At 73.1% G+C, this 21,162-nt stretch carries 24 protein-coding genes; 13 read left to right on the top strand and 11 right to left on the bottom strand.

Translation table 11 applies throughout. The features are described 5' to 3' along the window. Positions 1–123: 123 nt before the first annotated feature. Positions 124–213, bottom strand: a complete 90-nt coding sequence (locus ACLJT4_RS21790) for a K(+)-transporting ATPase subunit F (protein WP_411124274.1) — start codon at positions 211–213, stop codon at positions 124–126. 247 nt (positions 214–460) lie between these two features. Further along, a complete protein-coding gene (locus tag ACLJT4_RS21785) occupies positions 461–946 on the bottom strand; it encodes a DUF2000 family protein (RefSeq protein WP_374206733.1) in 486 nt (161 codons plus the stop codon). On the opposite strand from ACLJT4_RS21785, the gene ACLJT4_RS21780 reads away from it, so the two are divergent. Beyond that, entirely contained in the window at positions 945–1,781 is an 837-nt protein-coding gene (locus ACLJT4_RS21780; protein ID WP_275467135.1) for a helix-turn-helix transcriptional regulator, read from the top strand. The genes ACLJT4_RS21785 and ACLJT4_RS21780 overlap by 2 nt on opposite strands. A gap of 481 nt (positions 1,782–2,262) precedes the next feature. Here ACLJT4_RS21780 and ACLJT4_RS21775 read toward each other — a convergent pair whose 3' ends face one another. Further along, a complete protein-coding gene (locus ACLJT4_RS21775) occupies positions 2,263–4,410 on the bottom strand; it encodes an HAD-IIB family hydrolase (protein ID WP_411124271.1) in 2,148 nt (715 codons plus the stop codon). 55 nt (positions 4,411–4,465) lie between these two features. Further along, the gene (locus ACLJT4_RS21770) at positions 4,466–5,476 is read right to left on the bottom strand and encodes a carbohydrate kinase family protein (RefSeq protein WP_411124269.1); all 1,011 of its coding nucleotides are present in this window, start codon (positions 5,474–5,476) and stop codon (positions 4,466–4,468) included. Between the two features lie 161 nt (positions 5,477–5,637). Between ACLJT4_RS21770 and ACLJT4_RS21765 the strand changes: the two genes are divergently transcribed. Beyond that, positions 5,638–5,832, top strand: coding sequence for a CsbD family protein (locus tag ACLJT4_RS21765; RefSeq protein WP_411124267.1), 195 nt, complete (start codon positions 5,638–5,640; stop codon positions 5,830–5,832). 201 nt (positions 5,833–6,033) lie between these two features. Then, positions 6,034–6,531 carry a hypothetical protein gene (locus tag ACLJT4_RS21760; RefSeq protein ID WP_411124265.1) on the top strand — a complete coding sequence of 166 codons (498 nt, stop codon included), beginning with the start codon at positions 6,034–6,036 and terminating at the stop codon, positions 6,529–6,531. Between the two features lie 58 nt (positions 6,532–6,589). On the opposite strand, the gene ACLJT4_RS21755 is transcribed toward ACLJT4_RS21760, so the two are convergent. Beyond that, entirely contained in the window at positions 6,590–7,534 is a 945-nt protein-coding gene (locus ACLJT4_RS21755) for an MBL fold metallo-hydrolase (RefSeq protein ID WP_411124263.1), read from the bottom strand. A gap of 205 nt (positions 7,535–7,739) precedes the next feature. On the opposite strand from ACLJT4_RS21755, the gene ACLJT4_RS21750 reads away from it, so the two are divergent. From ACLJT4_RS21750 to ACLJT4_RS21730, 5 genes are all read left to right on the top strand, one after another. Further along, complete coding sequence (locus tag ACLJT4_RS21750) at positions 7,740–7,955, top strand: hypothetical protein (protein ID WP_275467143.1); 216 nt, start codon at positions 7,740–7,742, stop codon at positions 7,953–7,955. Then, complete coding sequence (locus ACLJT4_RS21745; RefSeq protein ID WP_411124261.1) at positions 7,942–9,333, top strand: amidase; 1,392 nt, start codon at positions 7,942–7,944, stop codon at positions 9,331–9,333. The genes ACLJT4_RS21750 and ACLJT4_RS21745 overlap by 14 nt, the downstream gene beginning before the upstream one ends. A gap of 76 nt (positions 9,334–9,409) precedes the next feature. Continuing rightward, on the top strand, positions 9,410–9,985 hold the full coding sequence (locus ACLJT4_RS21740; protein WP_411124292.1) for a TetR/AcrR family transcriptional regulator: 576 nt from the start codon (positions 9,410–9,412) through the stop codon (positions 9,983–9,985). 362 nt (positions 9,986–10,347) lie between these two features. After that, positions 10,348–11,379, top strand: a complete 1,032-nt coding sequence (locus tag ACLJT4_RS21735; RefSeq protein ID WP_411124259.1) for a zinc-binding dehydrogenase — start codon at positions 10,348–10,350, stop codon at positions 11,377–11,379. 581 nt (positions 11,380–11,960) lie between these two features. Next, positions 11,961–12,329 (top strand): hypothetical protein, encoded by a 369-nt coding sequence (locus tag ACLJT4_RS21730; protein WP_411124257.1) that lies wholly within the window; start codon positions 11,961–11,963, stop codon positions 12,327–12,329. Between the two features lie 200 nt (positions 12,330–12,529). Here ACLJT4_RS21730 and ACLJT4_RS21725 read toward each other — a convergent pair whose 3' ends face one another. Then, positions 12,530–12,982, bottom strand: coding sequence for a MarR family winged helix-turn-helix transcriptional regulator (locus tag ACLJT4_RS21725; protein WP_411124255.1), 453 nt, complete (start codon positions 12,980–12,982; stop codon positions 12,530–12,532). Between the two features lie 208 nt (positions 12,983–13,190). Between ACLJT4_RS21725 and ACLJT4_RS21720 the strand changes: the two genes are divergently transcribed. Further along, on the top strand, positions 13,191–14,405 hold the full coding sequence (locus ACLJT4_RS21720; RefSeq protein ID WP_411124253.1) for an FAD-dependent oxidoreductase: 1,215 nt from the start codon (positions 13,191–13,193) through the stop codon (positions 14,403–14,405). A 71-nt stretch (positions 14,406–14,476) separates the two neighbouring features. On the opposite strand, the gene ACLJT4_RS21715 is transcribed toward ACLJT4_RS21720, so the two are convergent. The 5 genes from ACLJT4_RS21715 to ACLJT4_RS21695 all read right to left on the bottom strand — a co-directional run bounded on the left by ACLJT4_RS21715 (position 14,477) and on the right by ACLJT4_RS21695 (position 17,771). After that, positions 14,477–15,097, bottom strand: coding sequence for a TetR/AcrR family transcriptional regulator (locus tag ACLJT4_RS21715; protein ID WP_411124251.1), 621 nt, complete (start codon positions 15,095–15,097; stop codon positions 14,477–14,479). A 66-nt stretch (positions 15,098–15,163) separates the two neighbouring features. Beyond that, positions 15,164–15,652: an NUDIX domain-containing protein gene (locus tag ACLJT4_RS21710; protein ID WP_411124249.1), complete on the bottom strand. Its 489-nt coding sequence runs from the start codon at positions 15,650–15,652 to the stop codon at positions 15,164–15,166. A 33-nt stretch (positions 15,653–15,685) separates the two neighbouring features. After that, positions 15,686–16,054, bottom strand: coding sequence for a VOC family protein (locus ACLJT4_RS21705; protein ID WP_411124247.1), 369 nt, complete (start codon positions 16,052–16,054; stop codon positions 15,686–15,688). 141 nt (positions 16,055–16,195) lie between these two features. Continuing rightward, on the bottom strand, positions 16,196–16,354 hold the full coding sequence (locus tag ACLJT4_RS21700; protein WP_233655561.1) for a hypothetical protein: 159 nt from the start codon (positions 16,352–16,354) through the stop codon (positions 16,196–16,198). Between the two features lie 1,069 nt (positions 16,355–17,423). Beyond that, positions 17,424–17,771 (bottom strand): ArsR/SmtB family transcription factor, encoded by a 348-nt coding sequence (locus tag ACLJT4_RS21695; protein WP_411124244.1) that lies wholly within the window; start codon positions 17,769–17,771, stop codon positions 17,424–17,426. 180 nt (positions 17,772–17,951) lie between these two features. On the opposite strand from ACLJT4_RS21695, the gene ACLJT4_RS21690 reads away from it, so the two are divergent. The 4 genes from ACLJT4_RS21690 (at position 17,952) to ACLJT4_RS21675 (ending at position 21,112) form a co-directional block, all read left to right on the top strand. Continuing rightward, positions 17,952–18,950 (top strand): zinc-dependent alcohol dehydrogenase family protein, encoded by a 999-nt coding sequence (locus tag ACLJT4_RS21690; protein WP_411124242.1) that lies wholly within the window; start codon positions 17,952–17,954, stop codon positions 18,948–18,950. A gap of 134 nt (positions 18,951–19,084) precedes the next feature. Then, positions 19,085–19,567, top strand: coding sequence for a hypothetical protein (locus tag ACLJT4_RS21685; RefSeq protein ID WP_411124240.1), 483 nt, complete (start codon positions 19,085–19,087; stop codon positions 19,565–19,567). Positions 19,568–19,589: 22 nt separating this feature from the next. After that, the gene (locus tag ACLJT4_RS21680; protein ID WP_411124238.1) at positions 19,590–20,021 is read left to right on the top strand and encodes a TIGR03668 family PPOX class F420-dependent oxidoreductase; all 432 of its coding nucleotides are present in this window, start codon (positions 19,590–19,592) and stop codon (positions 20,019–20,021) included. A 320-nt stretch (positions 20,022–20,341) separates the two neighbouring features. Further along, positions 20,342–21,112, top strand: coding sequence for a (5-formylfuran-3-yl)methyl phosphate synthase (locus ACLJT4_RS21675; protein WP_411124236.1), 771 nt, complete (start codon positions 20,342–20,344; stop codon positions 21,110–21,112). The last annotated feature ends 50 nt before the right edge of the window (positions 21,113–21,162 follow it).

Genomic DNA, 21,162 nt, shown 5'->3' with positions numbered 1-21,162 from the left:
CCTCCGCCGCGAAGTCCTCCAGATCACACCGGACCGCGGCCAACTCCCCACCCAGCACACCCAGTCAACGACACACCCGATCAAACGGACACGCCACCGGCGAGTGAACCTGACCAAGCACTACTAGAACTTCGCCGGAAAGAGCAGGCGGAGGACGAGGTAGATCACCAGTGCGGCGGCGACGATCAGGCGGGCGACGTTCTCCACGCTCACCGGCGCCCGACTCCCGTGGCGGCCAGGCCGAGGAGGGCGAACACCACGGCCGTCAGGCCGACGTAGGCGACGTCCGACATGGCTGTGACACCCCGCAAGTCATCGGGGACGGGGGAGGGTACCGTCCGGCCGGGAGACTTCAACACGGTTTCTGACGCTACGTCAGATTGTCGGGGCGAGCCGCCTGCCGCGCCGCGGGCCGCGCGCCGCGGGCGGGCGACGGCGCCGGGCCGCCCGCCCGGCTGCCTCACGGATGCATCCGCGCGCCCTTGATCACCTTGTCGACGGCGTTCCGCGGCCCGTACACGGCCAGGCCCACCAGATCCAGCTGGTCGCCCGGCACGGCCCGCACCGCCGCGCGGTTGTCCCGGTCGTTGCCGGTGGCGAACAGGTCGGAGGTGAACAACGAACGGGGCAGGGCACGGCTCAGCGCGCGACCGTGCGCCGCCGTCAGCGTCTCCTTGCCCGCCTCGAAGACCAGGACGGGCTGACGGAACATGGGCAGGTACGCGGTGTCGTCGGCGTCCGCATACGGCTCGCCGATCACCTCGGGCAGCTCCGTACCCAGACCGCTGACCAGGAAGGCGGTCACGTTCAGTCGCTGCCAGGGTTCCAGGTCGTCGCGGAGCAAAACGGCAATCTTGGTGTCGAAACGTACGGGGGCCGGCTCGTGAGAAGTCATGACCCCAGGCTGCCGACCGGCCCGCCGCGCCGTCTTGTACGTTCTTTGCATGGTCGCCCAGCAGCAGGTTTCCGCATGGCGCCCGCAGGTTCCGGGCGTCGTGGAGGTCTTCCACGCCCACTTCACCGAGCACACCTACCCGATGCACGTGCACGACGCGTGGACCCTGCTCATCGTGGACGACGGCGCCGTCCGCTACGACCTGGACCGCCACCAGCGCGGCACCCCGCACGACACCGTGTCCCTGCTCCCGCCGCACGTACCGCACAACGGCTCGCCCACCACCGCGGGCGGATTCCGCAAACGGGTGCTCTACCTGGACCTGACACAGCTGGACGAGAGCTACATCGGGGCCGCCGTGGACGGACCCGACCTCGCCGACCCGCTGCTGCGCCACCGCGTCGGGCAGCTGCACGCCGCGCTGGCCCACCGCGGCGACGAGCTGGAGGCCGAGAGCCGGCTCGCCCTGATCGGCGCGCACCTGCGCAGCCACCTGCGCCCCAGGCTGACCGTCCCGCCCCCACCGGCGACCCGGGGCGTGGCCCACGCCCTGCGGGACCTCCTCGACGCACGACTGTGCCAGGGGGTGACCCTGGACGAGGCCGCCGGCCTGCTGCACGCCCACCCCACGCACCTGGTGCGCGCGTTCGGCGCGGCGTTCGGCATCCCACCGCACCAGTACGTGATGGCCCGCCGGGTGGAGCACGCCCGCCGCCTGCTGCTCGACGGCCGGCCGCCGACGACCGTGGCGACCGAGGCCGGCTTCTACGACCAGTCGCACCTGACCCGGCACTTCAAGCGGATCCTGGGCGTCACGCCCGGGCGCTACGCCCGCCCGGACCGCACCCGCGACGGCCGCAACGCGACGGCCCCGACACCACAGTGAGCGGCCCGGAAACGTCCCCCACTCGGCGCCCGCCGCCCCGACGAGCGTCCAGGTCGCCACTGCCCACAACGAGAGCGCGCTCAGCAGGCCCACCACCAGGCGGCCCGCCGGCCCGCCGGCCCGCCGGCCCGCCGGCCCGCCGGCCCGCCGGCCCGCCGGCCCGCCGGCCCGCCGGCCCGCCGGCCCGCCGGCACGGTCGCCGTCGCCGGTACGGGGCCACCAGGGGAAAGTGGGCGGCCTGTCCGTCGATGTGGCTGAGCAGGTCGCGGGCGCGCCGCCGTCGGTGGTGCCGAGGTACCGCGGGGCCCGCGCGAACCCGACGCGATCGAAGTGCTGGAGCAGGGCGCGTACGTTGCGGCCGCTCGCGGTGCGTTCGGCCACCGCACCACGCCGGACCGGACGGGAGAACCTGCCGCCCGGCATCGCTTCGTCCATGCTCCGCGACCCTACCGAAGCCGAGCGGGTGGGCCCGGTGCGCGGCTCACCCGGTGTCCGCGGCGGGCCCGGCGACCGGGCCGCGGATCTCCGAGACGATGGTGCGGGCCCAGTCGGCAGGGGAGTGGTCGCCGAGGAGCGCGGCCAGCGCCGCGGTGTGGGCGGTGCGCTGTCCGGTGGTCAGGGACAGTGCCCGGTGCAGCGTGTCGACCAGGTCCCGGGGGGAGTGCGGGTCCGTCAGCAGGGCCGCGGTGGCGAGTTGTTCGGCGGCGCCTGCATGGCGGGACAGCACGAGGGCGCCCGGCCGGCCGGTGGCGGCCCGGGCCGTGACGTACTCCTTGGCGGCGAGGTTCATGCCGTCCGCCACGGAGGTCACCCAGAACACGTCGGCGGCGAGGTACTCGTCGACCACCTGCGGGAACGGCAACGCCTGCGGAAGGTAGTCGACGGGCTCCCAACCTCCGGTGCGCCAGCGGTCGTTGACGGCGGCCACGGCCGCTTCGAGGGCGGTGCGGGTGGCGTCGTAGGCGTGGATGCCCGGTTCGGGGGGCGGGCACACCAGGCGGAACCGCAGCCGCCCCCGCCATCGGGGTTCCCGTTCCAGGAGTGCGTCGACGGCACGGACCTTGTGGACGGGTGCCTTGGCGTAGTCCAGGCGCTCGACGGACAGGACCAGCCGGGACGGCTCCCCGGTGGGGCGGTGCGCGGCGCCGACCCGCTCCCGGGCCAGGACGGAGACGGTCGTGCGGTCGATGCCCAGGGGGTGGACGCCGGTGCGCGGGACGGGCCCCGAACCGGCCAGCAGCCGGCGGAAGTTGTCCGCGAAGGCCGCGGTGTGGAAGCCCGCCCAGTGCAGTCGGGCCAGGGAGCCGATCAGCTGCTCGGCGTCCGGGAGCCGCCGGAAGACGTCCGGCGCGGGGAACGGGGTGTGGTGGAACAGGCCGATGCGCAGGTCCGGCCGCCGGGCGCTGAGCAGGCCGGGGACCAGCCAGAGGTTGTAGTCGTGCAGCCACACCGTCGAGCCGTCCGCGGCGTGCGCGTCGAGGTGCCGGGCGAAGGCGGCGTTGACCGCTTCGTAGTCGGCCCAGTGGGACGGCGCCCGACGGATCAGCTGCGGCTGGGACATCAGCGCCGGCCAGAGCGTCTCCTTGCAGGCACCGTGGAAGTAGCCGGCCCACCGCTCGGGCGTCACGGGCAGCAGGGCGAGCGGAAGCCCGGTGGCGGGGGCCGAGCCGTGCGAGCCTGGGGCTCCGGGCTCCTCCTCGACGAGGGCGGCTGCCCACGTCGCGTCGAGGCCGCCGGTGGCGTCGCCGAGCACGGACGTCAGCGTGGGCAGGATCCCGTTCGGGCTGACGGGCTGGCGCCACCGCCCCTGTGACCAGTGCACCGGCGGCCGGTGGTAGCCGACGACGACGGACCTGGGGGGCCGTACCCAACCCACCCGCTCCAGGGCGTCCAGGATCGCCGCCGCGCCCTCCAGTGGTGGGCGGTGGACCAGCTCGCTGTGCGGCACCTGGTCGAGGAGCGCGGGTTCGGCGTTGCCCATGATCACGCCGTGCGCACCGAGCTGGAAGAGGGAGAGGTCGTTGAGCGAGTCGCCGGCGACCAGCAGCCCGGACGCCGGCCATTGGAGCTTGTCCGCCAACCGCTGGAGGGCCTGGCCCTTGCCGGCGTGCGGTGGCAGCACGTCGAAGAAGCGCCCGGCGGAGTAGGTCCAGGAGCAGCCCAACCGGGCCACGGCCGCGGTGATTTCGGGCGACAGGTGCTCGGGGGTCAGGAAGAAGGAGCAGCGACCGTCCTGCGGCACGCCGTCCTGGTGGACGAGTGCGGGAAAGGGGCGCAGGGCCGTCCGGACGCGCTCCGCGCCGGGCCATCCGGTGCGCAGCTCCGCCTCCAGTGCGTCGACGTGGGCCATGCCGGCGGCGTCGATGACGCTGGCGCCGACGTCCGCGATGATCCAGCGCGGCCGGGGGAGCAGCGGATCGCGGGCCAGTCGGGTCCGGATCGACGGCAGGCCGCGCCCGGTGGCGAAGACCACGGTGATCTCCGGGTGCCGGTCCAGCGCCCGACGCAGCCGGTGCCGCGCGGCCCGGTCGCCGCCGAGCAGGGTGCCGTCGAGATCGGTCACCAGGACCCGAAGGTCCGGGCTCGGTGGTCGTGCCACCACCGCGTCGTCCCATGTGCGTTCGGACATCTCGCTCCTTCGCCGCCGCCGAACCACCCTCGCCATGTCTGCCGCGTCGCCGGCTTCAGGCCGGGAGGCGGGCGAGCCGGGCCCGCAGCCCGGCGGAGTCCAGCGCGGCGCTGGATCCGGGGCCGGTGACCGCGGCCGCACCGCAGACCACACCCGCTGCCAGGCAGGCATCGAGCGAGCCGCCCGCCAGCCGCTCGTGCAGGAAGCCGACGTTGAAGCAGTCACCGGCTCCGGTGGTGTCCACCACCGGCACCGGCAGCGCGGCCCGTGCGGCCCGCCGCCCGCCCTCGGCGGCCACCGCCCCGTCGCCGCCCCGTTTGATGACGGCGACGGGCACCACGTCCGCCAGCGCCTCCAGCGCCTCCGCCGCACTGGCCGTCCCGGTGATCCGCAGGGCTTCCGCCTCGTTGGGCGCGAAGACCTGCACCTGGGAGAGTGCCTTGGCCACGTCGGGCATCCCGAGGTGACCGGCGTAGTCCTGACAGTCCATGAAGACCTCGGCGCCGCGCCGGGCGGCCACGTCGAGCGCTTCCGAGATCTCGGGACCGAACTGGAGGTACGGCAACATGACCACGGCCGGCCGGTGGGTTTCGATCAGCTCCGCCAACGGCCGGGCCGGGATCGGGTCCTCGTACGCGATCATCGCCCGGTCCTGCGGGCCGGACAGCGCGACCGTCACGTTCCGCACGGGTTGCGGATGGTGCCGGAACCCGTGTTCGTCGATCCCCTCGGCGCGCGCCGCGGCCAGCACCTCACGGCTGAACACGTCGGATCCGAAATCGGCCGCCCACACCACGTCACGACCCAGCCGGCGCAGCCCCATCGCCAGGGTGAACGCGCCGCCGGGCACCATGCCCAGTCCGCCGGCCCACACCTCGGAGCCGAACGCGACCTGACCGGCCAGTTCCCGGAACACCAGGTCCACCGCATAGGCCCCGACGACCAGCACGTGGGCCCCGGTCCGCGGCGCGGTCCGGTCGGCCCGCCCGGCCAGCGGCTCCACCAGCGGTTCTGCCGGCGATGCGTCGTGTCTGGGCGCCTGCGGAACGCCGTGCGGGTGAGCCATGCGGGGAACTGTAAGCGGACGCCCGACGCGGGAGCCCGTCATCGTCACGGCCTGTCCGAAAGTTGTTGCTGACGGTGGCGGAACGGGGTGTTTTGGGCGGCGACATCCGGGCACGCGATCGTGCGTCGAGGAACCACACCAACGAGAGAAGGAGTGCGACCGTGACTGCCCATCAGAAGATGACTGCCAAGACCGAGCAGGCCAGGGGCGCTGCCAAGGAGGCCGTGGGCCGGGCGGTGGGCAACGAACGCATGACTGGCGAAGGGCGCCTGGAGCGAGCCAGGGGCGAGCTGCGCGAGGCGGCCACGCGCGGCGGCGAAGCCGTGGCGAAGGGCAAGGACGCCCTCCATCGGTGAGGGCGGGCCGCAGCTCGGCGGCCGGGAGTCATCGGGTGCGCGGAGCAGGTGCCGGCGGTCCGGAGTCCAGCTCCGGGCCATCCGCCTCCGCAGACACCACCCCGCTGCCGCACCGGCCGAACGCGACGGTTGCCCGTCCTGGTCCGTGGACCCGGCCGGCGCCGCGCACCACCGCACTCGTACGGGAGGAGAACCACAGTCATGACCCACGGCTACGAGGAGTGGCGGGCCCAGGAGGTCCGGCGCCCCGGTGACATACCGTCGGCGACCCCGCTGGCGTGGCTGGCGGAACGGCACTCGGCGCACGGCCAACGGCTGGCGGACCGCCAGTTGCCCGAGGACTTTCCGGGGCCGGTCGTCCGCGGTGACGCGGGCGACGCCCTGGCCCAGCTCGCGCTCGGCACGCAGCTCGCCCGCAGTGCGGCCGCCGGCCAACCGGGCGCGGTGCTGGAAGCCCTCCAACTGGGCGCCACCTGGCGGCAGATCGCCACCGCCTTGGACACCAGTCCCGATCGGGCCCGCGCGCTGCTCCGCGACCATGCGGACGCCCAGTTGCGGCTGCACGAGGGGGATCACGACGCCGGTGCCGGGCTGTTGGGATGGGATCCCGCCCAGCGCGACACGGTGCGGGCGCTGACCCTCCTCGGTGATGACGAGTCGGCCGACGCCGTGGGGGCGTCGGTGCCGGGCGCGACGTGAGCGCGGCACCGGGCGACCGGCCGATCCGTGGCTCGTCCGGGTGGCCCTGCCGGGACGGTCACGGTGCTCGGTGCGTGGCGGACGGGGCGACTGCGGGGACGGGCCGGAGCCGGTAGGCGTCCCCGTCCGTGACCACGCGGCCGCCGGTGGGCGGTGGGAAGTGCGTGCCGAGGAGCAGCGTCTCGCCGTCGGCGAGCTCCGACAACAGCGCGCGGCGGGTGGCTCGGGCCTGCTCGGGATCGATGTCCACGCAGCTGCCGAGCGTCGGGTGGGCGAGTTGGACGGGGTGGTGGAGGCAGTCGCCGGTGATGAGCGCGGCGGCGTCGCCGCTGCTGATCTCGACCGCGAGGTGCCCCGGGGTGTGGCCGGGCGTCGGGACCAACCGCAGTCCGGCGGCGAGTTCGGTGCCCTTCGAGGCCACGTCCACCAGGTCGAGCAGGCCGGCGTCCTCGACGGGGTGCACCGAGTCGCGGAACATCTGGCGGCGCGGTTCGTCCATGGCGTAGCCGGCCCAGAACTCGCGCTCGGCCCGGGACGTCACGTAGCGGGCGTTGGGGAAGGTGGGGACCCACGCGCCGCCGTGCTCCCGGGTGTTCCAACCGACATGGTCGGCATGGAGGTGCGTCAGGACCACCACGTCGACGAGGTGCGGGGCGAAGCCCGCGGTGGTGAGGCGCTGGAGGTAGTCGGTCCGCAGGTCGTGCCAGGCGGGGTTGGCCCGGGTCTTGCCGTTGCCGATGCCGGTGTCGACCAGGACGCGGAGGCCACCGACGGAGAGCGCGAAGCTCTGACTGGCGAGGTGCAGCACGCCCGCGCCGTCCGCGAAGTGGGGTTGCAACCAGCGGTGTTGGGCGACGGTGTCCGGGGTGGCGCCGGGCAGCAGCCAGGGGCCGGTCTCCGGCGGCAGAGGGACCTCGTCGATGCGGTGGACGGTGACGTCGCCCACGGTCCAGGAGGGGGCGGCGGGGTTGGTGGGCTGAGTGGTTGACGTGGAGCTCGACATCGATCGTCGTTCCTTCGTGCGGTGCGGTGGATAGTGGGCGACGAGGCGAACGGGTGCGGGGTGCGGGGTGCGGGGAATCGCTAAAGCAATCCGTTTGCGTTAGCTCGATCGTAGGGCCTATTCTCGACTAACGCAATCGATTAGCTTTTGGGTTCCGGTGGGTGCAACGCCCCACCGCCACGGCCCAGATCAGGAGACACCCCCCATGCCCCTCCCCGACACCGCCCTCACGCCCCAGGAGGCAGCCCGCTGGGCCGAGCGCTCCGGGCTCACCCTGCCGGCGGACCGACACGCCGCAGTGGCGGCCACCGCGGAGCACATCCTGTCCGTCGTCTCGGTCCTGCGGGAGCTGGACTTCGGCGACACCCCGCCCGCCACCGCCTACCACGCGGGGGAGGCCAAGTCCGATGCAGCCGTATGAGCTCTCCGCGACCGCCGCAGCCGACGCGTTGCGCGCCGGCCAGCTGTCCCCCGTCGAACTGGTCGACTCGGTGCTGGACCGCATCGGGCAGGTCGAACCGCACCTGCGGGCCTACGTGACCGTCACCGCGGACCGCGCCCGTCAGGAGGCCCGCGCCGCCGCCCGCGAAACCACCGACGGGCAGTTCCGCGGGCCGCTGCACGGCATCCCCATGGCGCTGAAGGACCTGATCGACGTCGCCGGCACTGCGACCACCGCCAGCTCCCGGGTCCGCGCCGACCACCGCGCGGAGGCCGACAGCACCGTCGCCGCCCGCCTGGGGGCCGCCGGCGCCGTGCTCGTCGGCAAGACGCACACCCACGAGTTCGCCTACGGACTCCTCACCCCCCAGACCCACAACGCCTGGGACCGGCAGCGCATCGCCGGCGGCTCCAGCGGGGGATCGGCCGTCGCCGTAGCCGCCGGAGCCGCAAGCTTCGCCCTGGGCACCGACACCGGCGGATCGATCCGCGTGCCCGCCGCGCTCAACGGCGTCGTCGGGCTCAAGCCGACGTACGGCCTCGTCCCCCGACACGGCATCACCTCGCTGTCCTGGTCGCTGGACCACGTCGGTCCCCTGACCCGCACCGTCGAGGACGCCGCCCTGGTCCTCTCCGCCCTGGCCGGACACGACCCGCGCGACCCCGCCTCCCTGCTCACCGACCCCACGGACCACCGACCACCGCACGGCGGCGACCTCACGGGACTGCGCGTCGGCGTGCCCCGCAACTACTACTTCGACCGGATCGCCCCGGACGTCGAGGCCGCAGTCCGGCGCGCCATCGACCAGCTGGAGGAGCTCGGCGCGCGGCTCGTCGAGGTCGAGATCCCCATGACGCGCTACCTCCAGGCCACCCACTGGGGCCTGATGGTCCCCGAGGCGACCGCCTACCACGAGCGCACCCTGCGCACGGTCCCCGACCGGTACGGGGACGACGTCCGCGTCCTCCTCGAAGCGGGTGAACTCATGCCCGCCGGCGACTACCTACGCGCCCAACGCGCGCGCACGCTGATGCGCCAGGCGTGGTCGCAGCTGTTCGACGAGGTGGACGTGATCGCCGCGCCGACCGTCCCCACGGTCGCCGTACCGGCCGACCAGGAGACCCTCACCTGGCCCGACGGCACCACGGAGGGCGTCCCGGACGCCTACGTCCGCCTCTCCGCGCCCGCCAACGTCACGGGACTGCCGGCCCTGACCGTCCCGGTGGGCCACGACGGGGCGGGCCTGCCGATCGGCATGCAGTTGATGGGCCGGCCCCTCGGCGAGTCCGCGCTCCTGCGCGTGGGCCACGCCTACGAGCAGGCCGCACCCGCCCGGACGCTCGCGCCGGTGGCCTGAGGCCGGGGCACTGCCACCACACTAGAAGCAAGGTCTTTGCGTTAAGGCTTAGGGTGGTGGCATGAGTCCCCGACCGATGGCGCGCCCGGGTGGGCGCAGCGCCCGCGTTCAGGAGGCGGTGCACGGCGCCGTGCGCGAGCTGGAGGCCGAGGTGGGCCGTGACGCCTTGACGGTGCCGCTGGTCGCGGCCCGCGCCGGCGTCACCCCGTCGACGGTCTACCGCCGCTGGGGCGACCTGCGGGAACTGCTCTCGGACGTCGCCGTCGAGCGCCTGCGCCCGGAGGCGCCGCCGGAGGACCACGGTGCGCTGGCCGCCGATCTGACCACCTGGGCCGAGCAGTTCCTCGACGAGATGACCTCGCCCCCCGGCCGCGCCTACCTCCGCGACGCACTGCTCGGCGACCCGGACGGCAACAACGCCGGCCGCTGCTCCGCCTACGCGGCCGACCAGATCGACGTCATCCTCGCCCGCGCCACCGACCGGGGTGAGCCGGCGCCCGACGTCGAAACGGTGATCGACCACGTGGTGTCGCCGATGATGTACCGCATCCTGTTCCGCCCCAGCCCCCTCGACGCCGACTACGCCCACCACCTGGTGGCGGGACTCCTCGACGGCCCGGCCGACGCCGCTTCCGACGGGACGGACGCCTGATGTCACGCCCGTGCCGCGCAGGTGACCGGAGGGCGACCTGCTCCCCGTACCGCCCGACGAAGTCGGCAACCGAAACGGCTTGGCGGAGCCCGCCCGGTGAGAGCAGGCCCCGCGTCGTGCAGTAACAGACGCGGTCCCTCGCGCCCCGGTCGCCTACGGGCAGCGCCAGGCCGTAGTGCCCGACGGGGACGCCCGCGTGCCCGACCCCGACCATCCGGCCGGTCTCCCGGCGGAACTGGCGTACTGTACGCACCGGTTCGAGTGATCGTGACCGCGCGGGGGAGCGCGGGGCCGGTGGGACGGCCGCCCTCGGCCGCCCCGCGACCGGACGGGCCGTGACCAGCGAGACGAGGAGTGCGAGCGTGCGGGCAGCAGTGATGTTCGGGGCGGGGGACGTACGGGTGTGCCAGGTGCCGGACGCCCGACTCGTGCGGCCGACCGACGCCGTGGTGCGCGTCACCCACGCCGCGATCTGCGGCAGCGACCTGTGGCGCTACCGGAAGTTGCCGCCGTCCACGGCCGGCGTGCGGATCGGCCACGAGTTCATCGGCGTGGTCGAGGAGGTGGGCGCCGAGGTCACCACCGTACGCCGCGGCGAGCTCGTCCTCGCGCCCTTCAAGTGGTCCGACGGCACCTGCGAGTTGTGCCGCGACGGCCTGCCCAACTGCTGCCCGAACGGCGGTTTCTGGGGTGGCGAGCTGGACGGCGGGCAGGGCGAGGCGGTGCGGGTGCCGCAGGCGGACGGCACGCTCGTGCCCCTGCCCATGGGACCGGACGACCCGCGCCTGCCCGCGGTGTTGGCCCTGTCGGACGTGCTGTGCACGGGCCACCACGCCGCGCTCGCGGCGCGCGTGCGCCCCGGAGCCACGGTCGCGGTCGTGGGTGACGGCGCGGTCGGCCTGTGCGGCGTACTGGCCGCGGCCCGGCTGGGCGCGGAACGCATCGTCATCCTGGGGCGGCACGCCCGACGGACGGAACTGGCGCGCCGGTTCGGGGCCGTCGAGGTGGTCCCGGAGCGCGGCGCGGCGGCCGTAGAGCGGGTCAGGGAGTTCACCGGCGGCCACGGGGCGCACGCGGTCCTGGAGTGCGTCGGCACCGGCGAGGCGCTACGGGATGCCTTGGACATGGCGCGTCCCGGTGGCGCCGTCGGCTACGTCGGGGTGCCGCAGGACGGCGAGGGCGTCGACGTGCGCCGGTTCTACCGCCGCAACGTCACCCTCGCCGGCGGCACCGCCCCGGCCCGCGCCCACGCGCCCGAACTCCTTCCGGACGTGCTGTCCGGGCGCCTCGACGCCTCCGCGGTCTTCGACCGCACCATCGGACTGGACGACGTCCCGGACGGCTACCGGGCCATGGCCGAGCGCGAGGCCCTGAAGGTACTCGTCCGCCCCTGAAATCCCAGCACCGGCCGGCGTTCCGTCCTGTCGGCCGGTGGTGGCCGGTCGTCGCTCCGCTCAGCGAACCGAGATCATGCCGTGGCGGCTTTTGCGTTCACCGGGAGTGGACTCCAGGCCAAGTAGGGTGTGCACGCTGCGCTATCGACGTCCACGTGGGACTTCGGCGATCGTTGGCATCACGGATTCCGGTGCCTCTCAGAGGGAGAGGGCGTCGTCGGGTTGGTCGGCCCAAGGTTGGTGTCCATGTGGCCCGTTGGTGACTCCGTGACGTCCAACGGGAGGCTGGCCGGCTTGGTGCCATTGCTCGTGGCGGCGTTGATTTCCTGCCAGAGGCGTCGCGGCCTGTGTTGGGAGACGCGGAACTGCTCGCTCTGCCGGCCGTCTCAGCCGACGGCGGCACATGAGGTGGCTGGGTCGTCGGCGAGCTAAGCCGGGTGTGGACTGCGTCGGTCTCGGTGTCCCGGGAGTGCCGCACGTCGGTGACGCGGAGGGCGATGGCGAACTGGGCGTCGAGGCCGTCGCCAGCGACGTCCCAGGGCGCGAGGGCGGCGCTGGACTGATGAGGGAGAACACGAACGATGACGACGACGGAAGGCGAACCCGAAGGCCGTGGCCTCCTGGTGCAGGTCTACGAGATCTGCCCGCTGTGTGAATTCTTGAACGTTCCCTCGCGGGAGTACACGAAGCTGGAGGCTGCGACGTCGCGCCTTTGCCCGACCCGGTGTGGGGCGACCCTCGATGTGGTCATCGTGCAGGCGCGGCAAGCCACGTCGGAGACGGACAGGCTCGTTGTCGCGTTCCATGACGTACTGGCCGGCACGGACTGGCCCCCGAGCGCCGACGACTTGGCCCTGTTGGTATATGACTCCGAACCGCGAGAACGGCTCTGGAACTCCACGGCGGAGGGCCCTCACCCCTCTGATGCTGACAGCGCTGAGGATGCCTGAGCCGCACCAGAGCGGACAGACCGAAGGCGGCCACCCTAATGGTGTTCCGAACGGCTCCGAGTACGAGACGGTGACCCCCGATCTCGGACCCGACTGCCATGGTCGGATCGATCCGAGGACCATGGGCGCGATCGGGTTGCGGTTGAACTCGTTGTGGTGCGTGGTGCGTCGCGGCGTCCGGAGGCGTGCGGGCCGCCCGGTCATGATCGGGCCACCTCGTCCAACAGGGCCATCGCCGCGCTGATCGTGCGGAGTTCCTGTTCGGTGCACCGTTCCTGGAGTGACTGGGCGAGCCATTCCTGGCGGGCCCACCGGTCGCCCCGGCGCCGGCCGCGGCCGACGACGGTGAGTGTGATCAGTTGCCTGCGGCCGTCGAGCGGGTCGGGGTGGCGGACGACCAGATCGGCCCGCACCAACGCCTCGACGGTCTTCGCCATGAACTGTGGACTGACCCGCTCCACGGTCGCCAGTTCGCTGGCCGATGCCGATCCCTGTGCGTCCAGGCGGGCCAGGACCGATGCCTGCTCGGGGGCGAGGTCCTCGTCGGTGGCCAGCTCCTTCAACCGCCGTTTCAGGCGACTGAACGCGATCCGCACGTCGGCCGCCGCCCGGACCGCCGACTCCGCAAGGAGGGCGTCGATGCTCTCGCTCATGCTCCGACGCTAAATATATTCAAGCTGGGCTGTCAATATAAATTGATCAATTGAAGTTGTCGGTTGTATCGATCCAAAAGTTGATCGGTTGCACTTTGTTAGTCGTTGCGCTTACTGTGGAGGGGCGGGCAGATCGGTGCGATCGACCACGGGGGCGCGCTGGCAGTGCCTCCCTGCGGGCCCGCGGCACCCGAGGGAAGGACCCACCATGAAGACCGATCCCCGCATCGCGATCATCGGCGGCGGGCCGGGCGGCCTGCTCTGCGCCCGTGTGCTCCAGGGCCACGGCATCGCCGCCACCGTCTACGACGCCGATGCCGCCGTCGACTCCCGCGACCCGGGCGGCACGCTCGACCTGCACGCAGACTCCGGCCAGATCGCCCTCGAAGACGCCGGCCTGATGGACGCCTTCACGGCCCTGGCCCGGCCGGAGGGGCAGGCCAAGACCCGCCGGGACCACCACGGCACCGTCCTCGCCGCGTTCGTCCCCGCCGAGGGCGATGCGACCGCCCCCGAGGTCGACCGCGGCCAACTACGCGCGATGCTCCACGACAGCCTGCGGCCGGGCACCGTCCGATGGGGACACGAACTCCTCCGGGCGACATCCACGGGTGGTGGCGCGCACCACCTCGCCTTCGCCAACGGCGCCAGCGTCGAAGCGGACCTCGTCATCGGCGCCGACGGCGCCCGGTCCAGGGTGCGCCCCCTGCTCACCGACGCCACACCGGAGTACTTGGGCGTCGCCTTCCTCGACGTCCGCTTCGACGACGTCGACGTCCGACACCCCGAGGTCGCCGCGCTCGTCGGCGAGGGGCACCTGTTCGCCAGCGACGGCGACGGCCGCGCGGTGATCGTCCAGCGCAACAGCAACGGCGTGGTCCGCGGCTACCTGGCCTTCCGTGCCGGGCCCGACTGGCACGTCGAGGCCGACCTCGACCTCACCGACCGGGCGGCCGTCCGCTCCCACCTCCTGCGGGAGTTCGGCGGTTGGTCCGCGGACCTGCGCCCGCTGCTCACCGACAACGACAGCGTCCACGTCCCGCGCTCCTTCTGGGCCCTGCCCGCCCCGCTGGCGTGGGACCCGGTGCCCGGAGCCACCCTGATCGGCGACGCCGCGCACCTCATGGCCCCGTTCGGCGGCCACGGCGCCAATCTCGCCCTGCTCGACGGTGCGGAACTCGCGCGCGCCGTGGCCAAGGAGGCCACCGTCGGCGAGGCCGTCGCGCGCTACGAGGCGGCGATGTTCCCCCGTTCCGGAGAGCTCGCGGCAGGGGCGAACGAAGGGCTCAGGCGGTTCTTCGCGACCACGTCACCGGACGCGCCGCACCTCCCCCCGGACCACGCCCGGGAGCACGGGAACTACCTGAACAGGGCCGCCGAATACCGCCGTCGTCGGGCCGCGGAGGAGGTGACCGCGGGGTGAGCGCCGTCGGCGGTGCGCCGCGCGAGTGGAGGGCTGCCGCACGGCGGGAAGCGGCGCGGGCGAGCCGGGGGTTAGTCCTGCTCGGCGGGGGCGTCGGGCCGCCCGGCCCAGCCCTGTTCGAGCAGGTCGAAGGCGCGCGCGATGGCGGCGTCGGGGTCCGGAGTGCCGTGGCCGAGGTCGCGGGCCTCCAAGGCGAAGCGGGCCAGCGCCCGGCACGTCGGGTCGCCCTCGGGCACACCGCTCTCGTCGGCGATCGCCGCCGCCAGGTCGACCTCGTGCTGGAGCCACATCCGGCGGGCGTAGTCGCGCAGCGCGGGGGTGTCGTCGATGAGTTCGAGGAACCGGGCGAACTGCGGATCGGTGTCGGCCCCCTTGCGGAGCCGGGCGTGCAGTACGTGGTCGCGCAGGGCGCCCGGAATGGACTGGCCGGTCGGGCGGTGCCGCACCGCGGCGAGCAGGTCCGCCCTGATCTCCTCGCCCTCGTCGAAGACGAGCGCCTCCTTGCTGGGGAAGTGCTTGAACAGCGTGGTGGTGGACACGTCGGCGGCCTCGGCGACGTCCCGGATGCCCACCTGGTCGTAACCGCGCTCGACGAAGAGCTGCAGGGCGGCGTCGGCCAGCGCCTTGCGCGTGGCGGCCTTCTTGCGTTCGCGCCGGCCGAGCGGTGCGCGGTCACTGGTGGCATCGGTCATGGCGCCATCATACGTTCGGGGTCACCGGCCCAAAAAGTTGTACGGGTCCACCCATGGTCCGGTCGCTCACAGTCCGAGCAGCAGCGGCTCGTCGGGGACGCCCGTGCTGAGCAGCTCCCGCAGCGGGGTGCCGAGATCGCGGGGAGAGAACAGGTCGGGCCCACGGTAGGCGGAGATCTCCGCCGGCGACCACCACTTCACGCCCACGATGCACTCCGCCGCCAGCTCCGCCGCGGTCAGCGCACCGCACGGCGTGAATCCGGCCGTCCGTACGAGGAAGTAGTCGTTGACCACGCCGTCGTGCTCGACCGCGTACCCGGCGCCGACGACTTCCTGGTGCCACACGTGCGGCGGGTCGTGCTTCACCACGAGGCCCACCTCCTCGCGCAGTTCACGCCGCAGCGCGGTCAGCGGCTCCTCGTGCGGCGCGATCCGGCCGCCGGGGGCGGCCCAGACCGCGGCCCCCTGCTCGCGGAGCGCGTGTCTGCACAGCAGGAGGCGATCGAGGTCGTCGAGCACGAGCGCGCGGGCCGAACGACGCAGACGCAACGGCATCCGGGCAGGCTAGCCCCGCGATACCGGGGGCGGTCAACCGTGCCCGGTGTCGATCACGCAGAAGAGGTTGCCCTCGGTGTCGGCGAGCACGACGAAGTCGGCGTCATCCGGGTAGTCATCCCACTCGACGCGCCGGGCGCCCAGCGCCAGCAAGCGCTCGACCTCGGCGGCCTGATCGGCGGCGTCCCTCGCGTACAGGTCGAGGTGGACCCGCGGGCGCGGCTGGACGGGAGACTCGCTCAGCCCGAGGGACAACTGCGTCCCGGCCCCGTTCTCGGGCACCAGGACCACCCAGTCGTCCGTCATCTCCTCCCGCGGGACGTACCCCAGCGCAGCCTTCCAGAACGCGGCTGCACGGGGCACGTCCGCCACACCCAGCACCACTGAACCGACCTTCAGCATGGGCCGATTCTGCCCGATGCCGACGAACTCAGGTGTCACCGGGTGGTGTTGGGGGACGCGCAGCTCCAACGGTGTGCGGGCGCGGCGCGGGTCGGCCGCGCCGGGGGTGGTCGGTGGTGTCGGTCGTCCGGGTGTGGCCGGTCAGCGGTTCTGGGCCCACCAGACCGCGAAGCCGATGACGCCGGTGCCGCACGCGTAGGACGCGCCGCGCAAGAAGTTCGTGGCGACGAGCCGACCGTAGCGGCGCCACGGGTGCGGGAATCGGCGGGGTGTCTGCGGGCGGCCCTCCAGGGTCTGCATAGGAAGCCCCTCTCGTGAACGCGGAGAACAGCGACGGTTCCACCTGGGGAGTCCCGAGCGGGCGGCGTCGGCCGCCGAACCGTTGGGCCCGAGCTCCCTAGCGTTGAGTAAGAGCTTACGAGGTTGTGCGCTTGTGAAGCCGTCGCGCTCCCGGCGCGTCCTCAAGGGATTTGAGGCGGGAAGCGCGAACCCGCCTGGATGCACCGCCGGATGGCCCACCTGGCGAACGGGGTGTCGGCCCGTGCCGGTGTTCCGTTCCGCTGCCCGAAGGTCGACGTCGGAAGGGGGCGCGAACGGAGGAGCGGCTTCAAGTGCACCTTGCCTGGGTGGACTTGATGCCGTGGAGCGTTCCGGTGGCAGTTCCGGTGGCGGAGGCCGTGCCCGGCTCGGGGGCTCGTCTGGGGCGCCGTCCAGCTGACTGTGGGTGGGGGAGGGGGCTCAGTGGAGCGCTCGTCGGCGGATGGGGTGGCGGCGCGGGGGCGTCTGGCCGAGTTGGAGGATCGGGTACGGGACCGGCGGGCGCCGGCGCAGGTCGACCCTGCGCGACACCGTGCCGCCTTCGCCGCCAGCCTCAACGAACTGGCCGGTGGTCTGAATGAGTGCGCCATGCGCGGTGGGCTGCCAGGCTGTTGAGGGGCGGCTGCCGGTCTACGGGGAGGCGTTGGCTCTTCATCGCGAGCCGGCCGAGGTCGAGGGTGGCGCGCGCCACGCCGGACTGGCCGTGAGCCTGGTCGGTATCTCTCTGCCGCTGGGGGAGGCTGGTCGGCTGTCGACTGTCGGATGCGGTGGCGTGTCAGGAGGGAGCGGTCGCCCTCTGCCGAGTGTTGGTCGACGCGGACCCCGGCGCCTGCCTGCCGCGGCTCGCTCGGACGCCCTGGAACCTCGCCGTCGTTCTTCGGGAGTTGGGCCGGTGCCGCGCGGACGTCGAGGAGGAGGTCGAACGCCTTCGGGAGCGGATCCGCGCCGAGGGGCGCGCCTCCCTCGGGAGGGTTGAGCCCCGCCGCTGCTCGCGGCGTGCGCCGCCGGGTGACTCACGACGGGTGGGTGTGATGCCCGGGGTGTTCTTCCCTCACGCGCCGGGGTCGCCGTCGCGCTGCGCCAGGAGTGCCGGGAGGAGTCCGGGGAAGGCCCGGTCGAACTCCTCCAGGCGCAGGGCGTTCATGCGGGAGGTGCCGGCGTAGTACTGGCGGATCAGGCCGGCCTCGCGGAGCACGTGGAAGTGGTGGGTGGCGGTCGACTTGCTCACCGGCAGGTCGATCGTGCCGCAGGCGACGTCGTGGCTGGTGGCGTGGAGGTGCCTGACGATGCAGCGGCGCACCGGATCGACCAGTGCCTCCAGTACCTGCTGGAGGGTGATCGTGGCCAGGTCCGGGTGCGGCGGGGTGCGGTCCCTGCCGGCTCGCTCTGCTGCCGCCATCGCCCGTGACCTCCCGATCGTCCGTTGGCCTCCCGCGCACATGGTACGACACGCGTCGAACTTTGATGACCATCAAGGTTTGATGTGTGTCGAAGTTTGACACTGGTCGAACTTTTGGTTTGAGTGAGGCACGGCGACCCGGATCGGCGTCGCCGTCACCGAACGGAAGGACGAGGCGTCATGGTCAGAACGGTGCGGTTCCACGAACTCGGCGGGCCGGAAGTGCTGCGGCTGGAGGACGTGGAGATCGGCGAACCCGGGCCCGACGAGGTGGCCCTGCGCGTCGAGGCGATCGGCCTCAACCGCGCCGAGGTGCTCTTCCGCAGCGGTACCTACATCGAGCAGGTCAAGCAGTTCCCCGCCCGTCTGGGAACGGAGGCCGCCGGCGTGGTCGAGGCCGTCGGCTCCCGGGTGACCGGACTCAAGGTCGGCCAGGCGGTGAGCGTGGTGCCGGCGTTCTCGATGAACGACTACGGCGTCTACGGCGAGCGGGCGCTGGTGCCCGCGGCCGCGGTCGTGCGTCGCCCCGACGGGCTCGACGCGGTCGCCGGCGCAGCGGTCTGGATGCCCTACCTGACGGCCTACGGCGCCCTGGTGGAGGTCGGCGGCATGCGCGCCGGGGACACCGTCGTGGTGACCGCGGCCTCCAGCAGCGTCGGCCTGGCCGCGATCCAGATCGCGCTGCGCGTCGGAGCGGTGCCGATCGCCACGACCCGCACCGCGGTCAAGAAGGACGCCCTGCTCGCGGCGGGTGCGGCGGACGTGGTCGTCACCGACGAGGAGGACGTGGTGGCGCGGGTGCGCGAGCTGACCGGAGGCCGGGGTGCCGAATTCGTCTTCGACGCGATCGCCGGGCCCGGTGTGCTGGACCTGGCCAAGGTGGTCGCACCCGGCGGCACGCTCTTCGAGTACGGCGCCCTGAGCGGCGAGGTCACGCCCTACCCGGCGTTCGAGCTGGGGATGCCCGCCCTGAACATGCGCACCTACACCCTCTTCGAGACCACCGCCGACCCGGAACGGCTGCGCCGGGCCGAGGCGTTCGTCGCGTCGGGGCTGAGCACGGGGGCCTTCAAGCCGGTCGTGGACCGGGTCTTCGGCCTGGAGGAGATCGGCGAGGCGCACCGGTACATGGAAGCGGGTGCACAGATCGGGAAGATCGTCGTCACCGTCGACCACTGACGGGCCGCGGGGCCGGTGCCGGGCCGGCGATCGCCCGGTTGGCGGGACGGATTGTTGCGGCGGGGCCGGTCGGGGTACCTCGGCAGAGGTCACCGACCGGGCACCCGACACCCTCCGGAATCGAAGGAGCCGCCGTGAGATTCGGCGTATCGACCTTCCTCACCGACCGAGGCACCGCGCCGACGGCACTGGCGCGCGCCGTCGAAGAACGCGGCCTCGACTCCCTCTTCGTCGCCGAGCGCACCCACATCCCGGTGGCGCGTCGTACGCCGTCCCCCCGAGGCGGGGAGCTTCCCGTGCCGGTCCAACGGCCCCACCCGCCGATCTACGTGGGCGGTGGTGAGGGCGCGTTCCCCCGGGTCGCCGCCCTCGGCGACGCCTGGTTGGCCAACGGCGGCCCGCCCGGCCAACTGGGGCCGCAGATCACACGGATGCGGAACACCGCGGGCCGCGACGTGCCGGTGACCGTCTACGGGGTGCCGGCCGACCACGCCGTCGTCGAGGAGTACGCCCGGCTCGACGTGGAACGGCTGCTGTTCTCCTTGCCCACGGTGCCGGAGCCCGAGACGCTGACCCACCCCGACCGGTTCGCCGAGGTCGCGGGGCGCGTCCGGTGACGGGAACGGGAACGGAACAGCCGTGCCGGCGATGACGAGCGGGCGGGCCCGGCAGTGCTTCGCCGCCTCGCGGATCGCCCGCCTCGCCACCGCGGACACCGACGGCCACCCGCACCTGGTCCCGGTCGTCTTCGTCCTGACGGGCGACCACCTCGCCTTCGCCGTGGACCACAAGCCCAAGCGGACCGCCGAACTCAAACGACTGGCCAACATGCGGGCCCGCCCCCAGGTCTGTCTGCTCGTCGACGCCTACGACGAGGACTGGGACCGGCTGTGGTGGGCACGGGCGGACGGGACCGCCACCGTGCTGCCACCCGCGGACGCCTCCTCGCCCGCCGCACACTACGTACGCCTGTTGGCGGCGAAGTACCCCGTGCAGTACGCCGGGCGCCCACCTGCCGGGCCCGTCGTCGAAGTGGCCGTGACCCGCTGGTCCGGCTGGCACGCCACATGAAGGAGCCCGAGGCGGGGCCGGGACGAGACGGGGGACGGCCGTGCGCTGACCCGGCGACCGCCCTCGCCCTGGAGACGCTGTTGGCAGGCTGACCGTGACCCGGGGAGGGCCTCCCGGCCGTCGTTCGACGGCGCGCCCCGGCCCGGCGTTCGGACCGGCGCGGACGGCGCACTGGGGTGCGCGCGGCCGCGAGCCGTGGGACTCCGCACGCCCCTACCGGGGGCGCTGGGGCACGGCAATGATGAGCACACCCCGAGCGAGCCAGGCGACTCCGCACACCTGCCCCCGGTCAGGTGCACATGCGGCGGAAGGAGTCCACGTTGCTGCTTCTCATCTCCCCGGACGGCGTCGAAGAAGCCCTCACGTGTGCGAAGGCGGCGGAGCACCTCGACATCGTCGACGTCAAGAAGCCCGACGAGGGCTCGCTCGGCGCGAACTTCCCCTGGGTCATCAGAGAGATCCGCGCCGCGGTCCCCGCGGACAAGCCGGTCTCCGCCACCGTGGGGGACGTGCCGTTCAAGCCCGGCACGGTGGCCCAGGCGGCGCTCGGCGCAGTCGTCTCCGGCGCCACGTACATCAAGGTCGGCCTCTACGGGTGCACGACGCCGGAGCAGGCCATCGAGGTCATGCGCGGGGTCGTCCGGGCCGTGAAGGACCACCGGCCGGACGCGTGCGTCGTCGCCTCGGGCTATGCCGACGCCCACCGGATCGGCTGCGTCAATCCGCTCGCACTGCCCGACGTCGCGCGCCGCTCCGGCGCCGACGCGGCCATGCTCGACACCGCGATCAAGGACGGGACGCGGCTGTTCGACCATGTTCCGCCGGAGGTCTGCGCGGAGTTCGTGCGGCTGGCCCACCAGGCCAATCTGCTCGCGGCCCTCGCCGGCAGCGTCGGTCAGGCCGACCTCGGCGCACTGACCCGCATCGGCACCGACATCGTGGGGGTGCGCGGGGCGGTCTGCGAGGGGGGCGACCGCAACGCCGGACGGATCCAGCCGCACCTGGTGGCCGCCTTCCGCGCCGAGATGGACCGGCACGCCCGGGAGCACGCCACCACCGTCACCACCGCCCCCTCAGAGTCGGTGGATTGAGGAACTGCGGGCGCCCGAGCCGTTCGTCGTAGCCCGTCCGGAGGCGGCGT

It is taken from the genome of Streptomyces sp. x-19 (genome assembly GCF_046549115.1).
GTDB lineage: Bacteria > Actinomycetota > Actinomycetes > Streptomycetales > Streptomycetaceae > Streptomyces > Streptomyces albulus_C.
Note: the sequence above shows the minus strand (reverse complement) of the source record. Positions and strands in the feature narration are given on the sequence as shown.